Genomic DNA, 13,600 nt, shown 5'->3' on the forward strand with positions numbered 1-13,600 from the left:
CCACCCTCACATTGCCGCTTGCAGGCGCAAACCACTAGGCTTGCGCTTTTGCCGCGAGCACCCGCCATGTCGCCAACCGCACCTCGTCCGTCCAACGCCACGCTGGTGCTGCTGGCTTCTCTTTATTGTGCGCAGGGCCTGCCCTCCGGGCTGATCGCTCATTCGTTGCCGGTGTTGCTGCGTCAACATGGCGTCGACCTGGCGCTGATCGGCCTGCTCAAGCTGCTGGCGCTGCCCTGGCTACTCAAAGTCTTGTGGGCGCCCTGGATCGACCGCCTGGCCTCGCCCCGACTGGGCCACCACCGTGGCTGGATACTGCCGCTACAAAGCGGCGTCATCGCTTGTGTCGCGGCACTGGCGCTGCTCGCCCCGCAGACGCTGTTCGGCTCCGGCCTGTGGTTGCTGCTCGGCTTGCTGCTGCTGATCAATCTGCTGGCCTCGACCCAGGACATCGCCACCGATGGCCTTACCGTGCGCTTGCTACCCGAGCGCTGGCGCGGTCTGGGCAACAGCCTGCAAGTGGGTGGCTACAAGGTCGGCATGATCATTAGTGGCAGTGGCCTGCTGCTGGTGATCGACCCGCTGGGCTGGAACCTGGCGCTTGGCCTGCTGGCTGGCCTGATCCTGCTGATGACCGTGCCTATTTGGCTGTTCCCCGAGCGCCGCGCCCTGCCCTTCCAGCCCGCCCTGGCCGAAACCGCCCTTGGCCCACGCTTGTTGCTGAACCACTATCGCGGCCTGCTGGCGCAGCCCGGCATGCTGCTGTGGCTGGCGGTGGTGCTGACCTTCAAATTGGGCGACTCGCTCGGCTCGCCGATGATCAAGCCGATGCTGGTAGATCAGGGTTGGAGCACCGCAGCGCTCGGCCAACTGACCCTGATCAGCAGCCTGGCCGGCATCGGCGGTGCCTTGCTCGGCGGCCTGCTCTACGCGCGCATCGGCGTGCTGCGTGCCCTGATCCTGTTCGGCGCTCTGCAGGCCATCGGCATCGCCGCCCTGGCCTTGCTGGTGGGGCAAGGTGCCGACACCGGATTGGTCTACGCCGTGACCCTGTTCGAGCAGGTGGCCGACGGCATGTCCACCGTCGCCCTGTTCGCCGCCATGATGCGCATGTGCCGCCCCGAACACGAAGGCGCCGACTTCACCTTGCAGGCCTCGGCACAGTTGCTGCTGTCCGGCTTCTTCGGGGCCAGCAGCGGGGTGCTGGCCAAGGCATTGGGCTATGAGGGCTTGTTCGTCGGGGCGGGGGTGTTGGGGATGCTGGTGTTGGTGGTGGTTTTTCTGCATGCACGCGTGGTGACTCAGCTTGCACAGAACTAGCTGTCGAAGACGCAGTCAGTCACTCACCAGAGTTTTGCCATGACAGGACGCACAATGCACTGATCCAATCCTGGCGCCCAAGCCTGAGTTCTAGGTATGGTCGCGGACTGTTGTTGAGATTTTTCTCTGGCAAGCCTCTGAGCCAGAGCCGCTGAGCGGATTGAATAGGGACGTTGCCGATGAATAACCGATTGTTATCTTTTTTTCTCACGCCGCTGCTGGTGGCCGGCTGTCAGGCACAGTCGCAGCCTCTGCCGAAAAGCGAAAGGCTAGACCCGGAAAAGGTTGCCGCCATCGCCGAGCGTATCGATTCGCAGTATCCCAAGCTCTCGTCTGCACTGCGCAGCCAGATGCTCAATACTGTGGTGCGCTCGCTGGATGAGATGGTGTTTATCGAGGGTGGTGAGTTCGAGATGGGTGACTTCGGCGCGCCCTGCGATTTCGACCAGACCAATATGGGCACCTGGCCCTATGGCTACGAGCCGGATGAGCTTTGCCCAATTACCCCCAAGTTCCACGATGACTATCTGCATCAGGTGCGTTTGAGTAATTACTACCTAGCGAGTTACCAGACTCGGCTGGGGGATTTTGATTTGTTCCGTACCAGCCAGGGCTTACCTTTGTTCGACGCGGAGTATCGAGATAGGAAAGATTTAGCTGGTGAATTTGATCCGAACAAGCCTGCCCCACCCAAAGAATGGCAGGAGGCCAAAGACTATTGTCTGTGGTTGGGTCAGCTCAGTGGTTATCCAGTTGACTTGCCGACCGAAGCGCAATGGGAATATGCCGCCCGTAATCGCGGGCAGTATGTACAATTTCCTACGGATACGGGAAGCCTGGACTATGGGCGTAATATCCCTCGTGATGAAGATACCGACATACATCCCGTTGGGCAGTTCGCTCCGAATCCATTGGGCCTATATGATATGGCTGGTAACGCCACCGACTGGGTCAATGACTGGTATGACCCTGATTATTACAGGGATTCGCCTGTAGATAATCCACAAGGGCCTGAAACGGGAACGCAAAAAATCCATCGGGGATCTAATTTTTCGGAGCAGAATTGGCAGTCTGCGAATACTGTTCGACGCTGGGCCGATAATCCAGTCCTGAATGGGTATTTTTTCGGTAATGGTTTTCGCTGTGCCATTCAATCTGATAAAGCGCTTTAATTTCTAGCTGTTTTATAGGGATATTGCCATGTATCGTCGAGTAATACTTTCTCTGTTTGCTCCTCTTATGGTCGTTGGCTGTCAGGCACAGTCGCAGCCTTTGCCGAAAAGCGAAAGGCTAAACCCGGAAAAGGTTGCCGCTATCGCCGAACGTATCGACTCACAGTATTCCAAGCTCTCGTCTGAGCTGCGCAGCCAGATACTCAATACGGTGGTGCGCTCGCTGGATGAGATGGTGTTTATCGAGGGTGGTGAGTTCGAGATGGGTGATTTCGGCGCGCCCTGCGATTTCGACCAGACCAATATGGGCACCTGGCCCTATGGTTACGAGCCGGATGAGCTTTGCCCAATTACCCCCAAGTTCCACGATGACTATCTGCATCAGGTGCGTTTGAGTAGTTACTACCTGGCGAGTTACCAGACTCGGCTGGGGGATTTTGATTTGTTCCGTACCAGCCAGGGCTTACCCTTTTTCGATGCGGAGTATCGTGATCGAGAAGATTTGCAGTTTCGTTATAGAGGAAATAATCCCGCACCGCTCAAGGATTGGCAAGAGGCTAAGGATTATTGTCTGTGGCTGGGGCAGCTCAGTGACTATCCAGTTGACTTGCCGACCGAGGCACAATGGGAATATGCCGCCCGTAATCGTGGGCAGTACGTACAGTTTCCTACGGATACGGGAAGCCTGGACTATGGGCGTAATATCCCACGTGATGAAGACACCGACATACATCCCGTTGGGCAGTATGCTCCGAACCCATTGGGTTTATATGATATGGCGGGTAACGCCACCGACTGGGTCAATGACTGGTATGACCCTGATTATTACAGGAATTCGCCTGCTGATAATCCGCTAGGGCCCAAAACAGGTACTCAGAAGGTTAGGCGTGGCTCTGATTTTTCAGAGTCAAACTGGCAGTCTGCAAATACTGTTCGGCGTTGGCCTGATAATCCAGTCCAGAAGAATCATTATTCAAGTACCAGCTTTCGCTGCGCCATTCAGTCTGACCAAGCCCTTAAATAAAAAAGGGGGCACTCGTTGGACCCCCCTTACTTGTTAGGCTAGGCCATCGAATTGGCCACTGGATCTTGCTGCGATCAGAACGTCGCGCTTGCGCCACGCGTCGGTGGGTGTCCAAGCCAGCATCACATTCGAGCTGGCATCCACGGCGCCCGGTAGACCGCGTACGGCCAGTCGCTCGATAAATTGATTGAACTCCTGCTGCTGCCGTCCATCGAGTAGGCGGTTTAGACGATTGAGGCTTTCCATTGCATTGACCTTGGCGCCATTCGGCGAGCAGTGTTCCATGGCCTCTATGAATTGACGCCAGCGGCGATAAAGGTGGCTGAGTAGCAGGACGATGGCTTTTTCTTGGTACTCCTGAAAGCTTTCCACATAGCTCTCGCTGAGTACATACAGCATCGGGCCGACGGTTTGCGGTGGGAGTTTATCTAGAGGTAGGCGTTTTCCATTTATCAGTACGGCGTGATTAGTTAGAAGATAGCGGGCTAAATTTTCTGCTTCCACCATAGAGGCTTGACGGTTTTGCCACCAAAGCCTCATATCTCTGCTCCCATCCTCAAAGGCCTTAACTAGAGCATCCTTCGGGGCTGACGCAATTTGATAAATACCCCAAGCCATATAGTTAAACGCCTCCTGAGAAACCCCCAGCAGATATCGATAATCCACATCGGCCAGTGCTTCACACACTAGCTTAAGCAGTGCGTAGGTCTTCTCCAGATCCACCACGGTCGAAAAGCCGCCGCTGGCGCCGGGGCCGAATACCAGGCGGCCTTTGCAGTTCACGGCGAGCCGGTCGCTGGCGATGGTGATGCCGAATTCGCCGCCGATACCCGCTCCGAATGCAGCACTGGCCTCGGCCTTGATTTCTGCGAGGCTACTCCAGTTGCTGCTGGCATTGGACTGGCCTCTGACGACGGTCCCTCGGCCTTGGTTCGATGGTTCTACCCACTGCAATGCGCCGCTCAGTGCTCCACCGGCCTGAGCGCCAGCGAAGGCGTCGCCTTTCAGCCCTATATTGCCGCCACGGCTCGGCTCGATATGCGGTGAGCCCAGCAATGCCGTGGCGCCCCCCGCGCCTTCGTCACTGGGTTTGTAGCGTACGCTAACGCCCGCCGATGCCTGGGCATGGGCGCCGACGAAGCAGGAAAGCTCGACCTTGCCTTGCAAGCGTATGACACCCAGCGGGCAGTCGACTTGCTGCCCTGCTGCGTTGCGATAACGCAGACGTAGCGGGTGTCCACCCTGAGAGGGGAAGAAGCTGGTGAGTGAAACTGAACCTTCAGCTAATGAGAACGCGGCACTGGCCTTGGCACCCACCTCAATGTTGCCCTCGGCCGGGTTCCAATTGTTCACACCCGCGCTGGCGCTGGCCGCGAAGCGCAGAGCGTGAGCCTCGGCTGAGGTGGCGTAAGGTGCAGAATCATCTGGATTGCTGGTCCAGTTGGTCTCCTTGTGCAGGGCGTTGAGCAGGTTGTCTTCCTTGCTCGTCCAGCCGACCAGCTTGGCCTCCAGCGCGCCTATCGGGCTGGATTTGCGACCTTCGCCGATCCCCTTGCGGATGTCGTCGAGCAGGTCCTTGGCCAGTTGACGGCCGAAAGGTTTGCCTGCCAGTACGGTGCTGCGCACCTTGAGTTTCCAATCCTCCTGCTCACGGAAGCGAGTGCTGATGTAATAGCGCCGATCTGGCTGGCTGAACAGCACGACCTCTACCACGGTGACGCCGCTGCGGCGTCTAGTGCCACGTTCTCGTTCCGTGCTGCGGCCACGGCCATGAGCCAGATCCGGCCTGGTACCGCTGGCCAGTGTGCCGCTGTCTCCCGGCTCTGATCTCAATCTACCCCTCAGGGTTGCGATCTCCGCATCCAGTTCGGCTAGCTTTTTCTGGCGTAGCAGGCGCCAGTTGCTTTCGAGCAGGTTGCCGGTGGCATGAGAGGGGCTGAACACTGGTGTATAGGATTCATACCAGATGCGCGCATCCTGCAATGTGCGCAGTTGGCCCTGGATATCTTCTTCTGTGGTCGGAACGGCGGTTTCTTGTTCCTGCGGCGGTGGCGAGAGAAGCACCAGGCCTGCTTGTTCGGCCTTTTCGTTCCAGGCCTGCTTGATGCAGCGGCTGCAATTGCATTCGTTGCCCTGGGTGCGCTCTTTCAGGCATTCGACACGCTCTGCGGCCTGCGCGAGCTTTTGCTGCAGCTCATCCATCAAGGTCTGTACGCGTTGAATTTCACGCTTTAGTGCCTGCGCTTGTCGCTCGTTCAATACGTAATAGTGAGAGTCGCCCGTGATGTGCGCCACATCCACCAGTTCATCCTGGCATTGGCTCGTGCATTGCGTCTGGCTGCTGCTTTCATCCGTGCTGTGTTGGGCTGGCGGCAGGGATTGAGGCTTCGGTTGGCTGGGGGCTGGCGCTCTAGCCTCATTGGCTGCCGCTTGATCTGGAACTTTGAGTTTCCAACCGGTATGAATGACGTTCGGGTCACGAATGATAGGATTGAGCCGCTGCAGCTCACTTGTTGTGGTCGCATGTTGTTGAGCGATTGCACCCAAGGTGTCGCCGTTTTGAACGGTGTGGATCTTGGTATTCGACATGTCCCTTGCCCTTAGCTTGAAAGACTTTCCAGCTCATCCAGTTTTGTGCTGATCGCGAGATCCTGGCGCGCCAGGATGCTGTTGACAGGTTTTGACTGCCAGAACTGCGTGCCTTGGCTCAGCGTCAATCGTAACCAGCGTTCGTACTGGGCTTTCTGGGTAACGCCCGCTGCATACGCGTTCGATAGCTGAGTGAAGACGAACTCTTCGGCGGGCGAGCTATCGATTACACTGCGATAGCCCTCGGTCATCTCGGCTGCCAACAGTCTGAGGCGTGCTTTTTCCATTTCCTGGCGGCGCTGCTGCCCCAGCCACAGCCAACCTGGTTCTTGCACTGTTCCGTCCCAAGGTTGGTTACGCTCGGTGTAGCGCCATCCCAGCTCGTTGCGCCAGGCCAATCCGGAGAACGGACCCAGGAATGCCTGTTTCTCTCCTTCGCTCAGGGCCATGAGTAGCGGTTCAAGCCAGCGCGGCTCAAAGAAGCGCATCAACTGGTCTGGGCGTTCTTCCGTACGAACGGAAAGCAGGCTCTGGCAATGTTCTATCGCCGCTTGCCAGTGCTGAGCGCTCTCGAGATAAAGGATGCAGCCGGCATCACTCTGGGACAGCAAAGCGTTGGCGTAGTCACTCCATTGATCCGAGGTGTTGCTCATGACCAGCGCTGGCCCTTGATCGGCCAGCGAATGGTAGGGCGTATCAAGGAACAGTGGAGCCCATTGCGGAATGCCATCCGGTGCGAGCTGGTAGAGCCATCGATGCAAATCCGGGTCGGCAGTGGCCTCAAGAATCACACAGCGCAGGTGAGGGTTGGGGGCCTGCTCAAATGGGGATTGAATCGGCTTTTCCATGTCACTCATCCGTGATTGTGAATCATGCATTTGCCACTGGCGTCAAATATGCAGCCCAAAGCTGGCAATAGATGCCCTGCTAGTGCTTGCGCGCGGTAGTTTTGAGTAACCATACCCGCCTTATCCACATCCGCCGGCTTCGCCGCGCCCGGCAAGATCGGCGCTGCCCCCGAGCCATTGCCCGCTGCACCACCGGAGTTGATCTTGATCACCGGCCCCACCAGGGTGACGCCGCCGCCGTCGAGTTTGATGAAGCTGCCGCCGCCCTTGAGGGTCAGTTCGCTGCCGGCTTCGAGCACGACCTTGAGGCCGCTGCTGAGGTGAATTTCCTGGCCGGCCTGGACGAGCTGGCCGTTGCCGAGCTTGATGTGCTGGCTGTCGCCAACGGTGAGGTGGTCGTTGGCCTTGATCTCGGTTTTGCGGTCGGCATGGGTAGTGCGATGTTCTTCGGCCTTGAAGTGGCTGTAGGCGTTGGCCTCGACCGTGTCGTGGCGTTCGTTGCCGACACGGATCTTCTGGTCGTGCTCGATATTCTCGTCCCAGTCGCGCTGGGCATGGACGTAGATCTGCTCGGCGCCCTTGCGATCCTCGATGCGCAGTTCGTTGTAGCCGCCACCGCCGGGGCTGCTCAGGGTCTTGAACACGCTGCGGGTCTTGTTCGCCGGCAGGTCGTAGGGGACCACGTGTTCGGCGTGGTACAGGCAACCGGTGACCAGCGGCTGGTCGGGGTCGCCTTCGAGGAAGGTGACCAGCACTTCCATGCCGATGCGCGGGATGGTGATGGCGCCGTAGCGATCACCGGCCCAACTGGAGCTGACGCGTAGCCAGCAACTGGTTTTCTCGTCGGCCTGGCCTTCGCGGTCCCAGAAGAATTGCACCTTCACCCGGCCATATTGGTCGCAGTGGATTTCTTCGCCGGTCGGGCCGGTGACGACGGCACTCTGGCTGCCGAGGATACGCGGCTTGGGGTGGGCCAACTGAGGGCGGAAGGGTACGTTCCAGGGCGTGGCGGTGAAGCGGTTGCGGTAGCCTTGGTGGAAGTCGGTGTCGTCCTTTTCCCCCTCTCCCCAGCCCTCTCCCCGAAGGGGCGAGGGGGCCAATATGCGTCGTGTCAGATCGCTAGTGATCGACTCTTCCAGCACCTGCGGCTGTTTACCTTCGTGCAGCACTTCGGTGAGCAGCCAGAGCTGGTTCCAGGTCTCGCGCGGATGGTCGGTCAGGTCGAGGAAGTGGCCGCTGACCAGGGTCGGCGAGTCGCCGTCGCCCTGGGCCAGTTCGAAGTCGTGGCGGTGCCGTTCCAGAGCGCGATTGGCCAGTTGCTTGCCGCGTTCGCGGTCGGTGTAGCGGCCGGGATAGTCGTAATCTTCCAGCTTGGGCTGGGCATCGCCGTCGGCCTTGGCCTCCAGCTGCAGGCGCGGTTTCTCGAAATCGTAGTCGCGGCGCGTCACCTGGCTGGTGCGGGTTTCCACGCGTACGCCGAAATGCTTGATCACCGGGTCGTCGGCCACCAGGCCGCTGTCCTGCTGGTAGGCCAGCGGCGCCAGGCGCGGGAATACGGTCTGGTCGTCGCCGAAGGTCAGTACATGGCCTGCGCTGCTGTGCTGGAAGTGGTAGTGGATACCTTCCTCCTCGCACAGGCGCTGGACGAAGTGCAGGTCGCTCTCGTCGTACTGCACGCAGTATTCGCGCTCGGGGTAGAGCGAGCCGAGTTGGAATTGGTAAGCGTCGGCCTGGATGCCGTGCTCTTCGAGCACCTGGCCGATGATCTTCTCCACCGTCAGGTGCTGGAAGATGCGCTGATTGGTGCGGTGTGCCAGGTAGGCCAATTGCGGCACCAGGGTCAGGCGGTAACGCGTCATGCGCTTGCCGGATTCGCCCTGGGCTATGCGGTGGATCAGGCCGTGGATGCCGGCGCCGTTCTGGTCGAAGGCGAGGAAGGCGCGCTGGTGCAGCAGGCTCTCCAGATCGAGGTCGGGGCGTTCGCTGATCAGTTCCACGTCGAAGGCGTAAGGCTGGCTGACCGCCTCGCGCCCTTTGAATTCGAGCACCTGCAGGTCGTGTTCGACACCGTCGATGCTGAGGCTGAAATGGGTCTGGTTGGCCTGGGCGAACATTCGTTGTTCCTCTCGATCATTCCATGATGGGCGCGTGGCGCGCTCCAGGTTGTAACCGAATCGGCCGCCGCGCGCTGGCAACGGTCGAGGTTTTCGGCGATTGGCCAGCGCTTTGTGCGCAGCCTGCCGAAACGCAACGGCCAGGACGATGCCTGGCCGCTACGGTGACGCGGACGCGATCCCGCCTTAGGCAGAGATCGGGGTACGCCAGTCGTCGGAGCCGGAAGTACCGGAAACTTCGTGGGTCCAGACGATCTTGCGGTAGGTGAAGTAGACGTCTTCCAGGTGGGTGAAGTGCGCCATGTTCGGGTCCTGGCAGTTCGGCATGCGCGACTGTACGTCGACGATCACGGCGTCTTCCAGCTCGATGGTGAAGTAGTGCTCCTGGGTACCGGTGGAGGAGGTGCGGTACCACTCCAGGCGGCACTTGTTCAGACGCTCGCCGGAGGTCAGGGCGTTGAAGATCAGCGGCGAGGACTTGTCGAAGACCTTGGTGATCATCAGCGGCTTGTGCACGCGCTGGCCGGTCGGTTGGCCGGACTGCGGGTCGCGCGGGATGATGACCTGGTGGTTGTAGGCTTGCACCAGAATCTGGTCTTCATGACCTTCCTGGAAAATGTTGCCGACCGAGTCCTCGGTGAAGGTGCCAGCGGTGATCAGACCTTGTTTGGTGCCTTCGAGGGACAGATACGCGGGTGTTGGCATGAGTGCTCTCCTTGCCTGGGTCATGGATCGTGATCGATCCGGGAGCCATGGCTAAAGCGAGCGGCATGCCATAAATATAAAATCCTTTATAAACATAGATTTAGCATGACCTGTTGGTTGTTATTGGTCACGATGAGTGTTTCGTCACGCTATATTGCGCAACAAGTTGCGCAATGCTGTGCAGGTTATTGCGCAGTCTGCTGAACAGCCTGTATTCACTGGCCTGCACCAGTTGCAGTGCAGATTTATCCACAGCACGCTGCGCAAGAAGCTGCCAGGTTGGTCATTCGGCCCAATGGCGCCCGTGACGCTCCAGCAGGTTTTGCAGTTGCTCCGGTCCATCGCTGCCGGCCGGGTAGGGGCGCGGGCTCTGGTAGTGCTGGAGCCAGCCCTGCAGGATCGGGTCGACCCACTGCCAGGCGGCCTCCACCTCGTCGCGGCGCATGAACAGCGTCGAGTCGCCTTCGATCACGTCGAGCAGCAGGCGCTCATAGGCATCCCAGCGGCGCTGCTGGTTGAAGGCATTGGCCAGGTTGAGGTCCAGCTCCACCGGTTTCAGGTGCATGCCCTTGCCGGGGTTCTTGGCCATCAGCTGCAGGCTGATGCGCTCTTCCGGCTGTAGGCGGATCAGCAGCTGGTTGGCTTCGCCCTCGTGGAACAGACGATGCGGCACCGGCTTGAACTGGATGAGGATTTCCGAGGTTTTCTTCGCCAGGCGCTTGCCGGTACGCAGGTAGAAGGGCACGCCTGCCCAGCGCCAGTTGTCGATCTCTACCTGCACGGCGACGAAGGTTTCGGTGTCGCTGTCGTTGTCGACGTTTTTCTCGAAGTAGTAGGCGGGCACATCATGGCCGCCGATCTTGCCGGTGGTGTACTGGCCGCGCACGGTCTTGTCCTGCACGTCGAGCCCGGAGATGGGTTTCAGCGCTTCGAGGATCTTGACCTTCTCGTTGCGCACCGCCTCGGCGTCGAAGCGCACTGGTGCCTCCATGGCCACCAGGCACAGCAGCTGCAGCAGGTGGTTCTGGATCATGTCGCGCATGGCGCCGGCCTGGTCGTAGTAGCCGCCGCGGTTTTCCACGCCAAGGGTTTCGCAGACGCTGATCTGTACGTGATCGATATGCCCGGCGCGCCACACCGGCTCGAACAAGGCGTTGGCGAAGCGCAGCGCCATGAGGTTCTGCACGGTTTCCTTACCCAGATAATGGTCGATGCGAAACACCCGTGCCTCGTCGAACACGGCGCCGATGGCGGCGTTGATCGCGCGGGCTGATTCCAGCGAGTGGCCGATGGGTTTTTCCAGCACGATGCGCGCTGCAGGACCAGCCAGGCCGGCGTTGGCCAGGTGCGCTGCGATGGCTTCGAACAGACTCGGTGCGGTGGCCAGGTAGTAGACCCGTACGCGCTCGTCATCACGCCCCAGGCGCTTGGCCAGGCGGCCGAAATCGGCGCTCTGCGCAGCGTCCATGGCGAAGTAGTCGAGGCGCGCGGCGAAGCTGGCCCAGGTCTCGTTGGCGAAATCGGCGCGCGCCACCTGAGCACGGCAGTGACGCTCGGCCAGGGCCTGGTAGGCCTCGCGGGTGTGGCTGCTGCGGGCCAGGGCGAGGATGCGCACATCGGCGTGCAGGCGTCCTTCGCGGTGCAGGTGATAGAGCGCTGGCAGCAATTTGTGCAGGGCCAGATCGCCCGTACCACCGAAGACCAGCATGTCGCAGGGGATGCTCAAGGGAAGACTCCGACTCGTTGTGGCAGGCCGTTGCAAACTACCTGCGTTTGCAGCAAAGAGGCAGTGAAAAGATCGGCTGCGCCCCTCTGCCGGAAAGTTCGTTCAGCGAATTGGCAGCCGCTTGGCTGTGCGCGGGCGCGAGCTATGTAGTATAACTACAAGGTCACTACAACCGCCGGCCGCCGATCATAACCGAGCTATGACCCGCCGAGTGCCGCGGTAGACCCTTTTCTGCATAGAGCCTATCTCAGTGAATCTGTTGCAACACATCGCCCAGTCGCGTCACCTGCTGCGCAAGTCCGAGCTCAAGGTGGCCGATCACGTCTTGCTCGATCCTGCATCGGTGATGCACAGCTCCATGGCCGAGCTGGCGCATAGTGTTGGCATCAGCGAGCCGACCATCGTGCGCTTTTGTCGTGCCATTGGTTGCAGCGGCTTCCAGGACCTCAAGCTGAAATTGGCGCAGAGCCTGGCTGCCGGGGCCAGTTTCGGTCAGTTCGCGATTCACGAGGATGACTCGGTCGCCGACTTCAGCCTGAAGATCTTCGACACCACCCTGCATACGCTGATGGAAGTGCGCGAGAAGCTCGACCCCGAGGCGCTGCAGCGCGCCATCGCTGCCTGCTCCAAGGCGCAGCGCGTGGAGTTCTATGGCTTCGGCGCATCCGGTGCGGTGGCGGCCGATGCCCAGCACAAATTCTTCCGCCTGCTGCTCAACGCGGCCGCTTATTCCGACCCGCACATGCAGGCGATGAGTGCGGTAACCCTGCAGCCGGGCGACGTGGCGGTGTGCATCTCCCAGTCCGGCCGTTCCAAGGACCTGCTGATCACTGCCAACCTGGTGCGCGAGTCCGGCGCCAGCCTGATCACCCTGTGCCCGAGCCAGACGCCGCTGGCGGAGCTGTCGACCGTCAATCTGGCCATCGACGTGCAGGAAGACACCGAGATCTACACCCCGCTGACCTCGCGCATCGCCCACCTGGTGGTGATCGACGTCCTGGCCATGGGCGTGGCCATGGCGCGCGGGCCGAGCCTGGTCAACCACCTCAAGAGCGTCAAGCGCAGCCTGCGCAGCCTGCGCCTGTCGCCGAAGTCGCTGCGTAACACCGAGGATTGAGATAAGGGGTTCATCGCCTGTTCATCTTCACGCCGTCAAAGCGTCATCTCCCCGGGCGAAGCTGGGTACTCCAGTCCTCGTTCCGGGAGAACCGAGATGCCTCGTATCTTCGATGACGCGCAACTGCTCGACCAACCTGATGCCAAGACCCGGCGCAAACTGCAAGACCAGCGCCGCATGGCCTATCGCCGGGCCATCGAGCACTATGCCGAGCAGTGCCAGCTGCAACGCGAGCTTGCCGACTTCCCTGAGCTGGTTTCCGCCAGCTACCTCCAGCATGCCGAATCTGATTCGCGCCGCGCCGCCTGACTTTCTTGTTGCCCTGCCTGCGGGCAGGGCAGTGAGCTTGCCCGATTCTACGAACTTATTGCCCGGTTCTGCCGTTCTCACTGATCGGCGGCGACAGCAGGTTTTGCGCCCACTACAGTGATGATCTGGCCCCCTGTGTGCGGGGTTGACCGTGACCACCGGCACGCCATGCCGGAACCATCAGACACCATCAGAACAAGGTGGGCAGACCATGATTACCCTGAATCTCAATGGCAAGGACCATGAGCTGGACGTGGCCGACGACATGCCGCTGCTTTGGGCATTGCGCGACGTCGCCAATCTCACTGGCACCAAGTACGGCTGTGGCATGGCCCTGTGCGGCGCCTGCACGGTGAACGTCGAAGGCCAGCCGACCCGCTCCTGCGTCACCCCGGTATCGGCAGTGGTTGGCAAGCGCATCAGCACCATCGAGGCGGTCGGCGAAGACGCCGTGGGCAAGGTGGTTCAGGACGCCTGGCGCCAGCTCGACGTGGTGCAGTGTGGCTACTGCCAGTCCGGGCAGATCATGGCGGCGACGGCGCTGCTGAGCAGCAACAAGGCGCCGAGCGATGCCGATATCGACGCGGCCATGAGCAGCAACATCTGCCGCTGCGCCACCTATGTGCGGATTCGCGCCGCCATTCACGAAGCTGCCGGCAAACTGGCCTGAGGAGGC

General features: G+C 60.2%; 11 protein-coding genes. 6 read left to right on the forward strand and 5 right to left on the reverse strand.

Annotation, left to right across the window (positions count from 1 at the left end; all coding sequences use genetic code 11):
- Positions 1–66: 66 nt before the first annotated feature.
- The 3 genes from BM186_RS12890 (at position 67) to BM186_RS12900 (ending at position 3,516) form a co-directional block, all read left to right on the forward strand.
- On the forward strand, positions 67–1,320 hold the full coding sequence (locus tag BM186_RS12890; protein WP_074915734.1) for an MFS transporter: 1,254 nt from the start codon (positions 67–69) through the stop codon (positions 1,318–1,320).
- A 179-nt stretch (positions 1,321–1,499) separates the two neighbouring features.
- The gene (locus BM186_RS12895) at positions 1,500–2,492 is read left to right on the forward strand and encodes a formylglycine-generating enzyme family protein (RefSeq protein ID WP_074915736.1); all 993 of its coding nucleotides are present in this window, start codon (positions 1,500–1,502) and stop codon (positions 2,490–2,492) included.
- Positions 2,493–2,520: 28 nt separating this feature from the next.
- On the forward strand, positions 2,521–3,516 hold the full coding sequence (locus tag BM186_RS12900; protein WP_074915737.1) for a formylglycine-generating enzyme family protein: 996 nt from the start codon (positions 2,521–2,523) through the stop codon (positions 3,514–3,516).
- 33 nt (positions 3,517–3,549) lie between these two features.
- On the opposite strand, the gene BM186_RS12905 is transcribed toward BM186_RS12900, so the two are convergent.
- The 5 genes from BM186_RS12905 to zwf form a co-directional block, all read right to left on the reverse strand.
- Positions 3,550–6,105, reverse strand: a complete 2,556-nt coding sequence (locus BM186_RS12905; protein WP_074915739.1) for a LysM peptidoglycan-binding domain-containing protein — start codon at positions 6,103–6,105, stop codon at positions 3,550–3,552.
- Between the two features lie 11 nt (positions 6,106–6,116).
- Positions 6,117–6,953, reverse strand: a complete 837-nt coding sequence (locus BM186_RS12910) for a DUF4123 domain-containing protein (RefSeq protein WP_241519853.1) — start codon at positions 6,951–6,953, stop codon at positions 6,117–6,119.
- Positions 6,954–6,958: 5 nt separating this feature from the next.
- Positions 6,959–9,067 (reverse strand): type VI secretion system Vgr family protein, encoded by a 2,109-nt coding sequence (tssI, locus tag BM186_RS12915; protein ID WP_074915743.1) that lies wholly within the window; start codon positions 9,065–9,067, stop codon positions 6,959–6,961.
- A 186-nt stretch (positions 9,068–9,253) separates the two neighbouring features.
- Entirely contained in the window at positions 9,254–9,772 is a 519-nt protein-coding gene (locus BM186_RS12920) for an Hcp family type VI secretion system effector (RefSeq protein ID WP_003241180.1), read from the reverse strand.
- Between the two features lie 283 nt (positions 9,773–10,055).
- Positions 10,056–11,498, reverse strand: coding sequence for a glucose-6-phosphate dehydrogenase (zwf, locus tag BM186_RS12925; protein WP_074915745.1), 1,443 nt, complete (start codon positions 11,496–11,498; stop codon positions 10,056–10,058).
- 250 nt (positions 11,499–11,748) lie between these two features.
- Here zwf and hexR point away from each other — a divergent pair, with 250 nt between their 5' ends.
- The 3 genes from hexR (at position 11,749) to BM186_RS12940 (ending at position 13,594) form a co-directional block, all read left to right on the forward strand.
- Positions 11,749–12,615, forward strand: coding sequence for a transcriptional regulator HexR (hexR, locus tag BM186_RS12930; RefSeq protein ID WP_017676165.1), 867 nt, complete (start codon positions 11,749–11,751; stop codon positions 12,613–12,615).
- A gap of 96 nt (positions 12,616–12,711) precedes the next feature.
- Positions 12,712–12,924 (forward strand): PA3496 family putative envelope integrity protein, encoded by a 213-nt coding sequence (locus BM186_RS12935; protein WP_074915747.1) that lies wholly within the window; start codon positions 12,712–12,714, stop codon positions 12,922–12,924.
- Positions 12,925–13,135: 211 nt separating this feature from the next.
- Positions 13,136–13,594 carry a (2Fe-2S)-binding protein gene (locus tag BM186_RS12940; RefSeq protein ID WP_017676163.1) on the forward strand — a complete coding sequence of 153 codons (459 nt, stop codon included), beginning with the start codon at positions 13,136–13,138 and terminating at the stop codon, positions 13,592–13,594.
- Positions 13,595–13,600: the final 6 nt, after the last annotated feature.

The organism is Ectopseudomonas toyotomiensis (genome assembly GCF_900115695.1).
Classification (GTDB): Bacteria; Pseudomonadota; Gammaproteobacteria; order Pseudomonadales; family Pseudomonadaceae; genus Aquipseudomonas; species Aquipseudomonas toyotomiensis.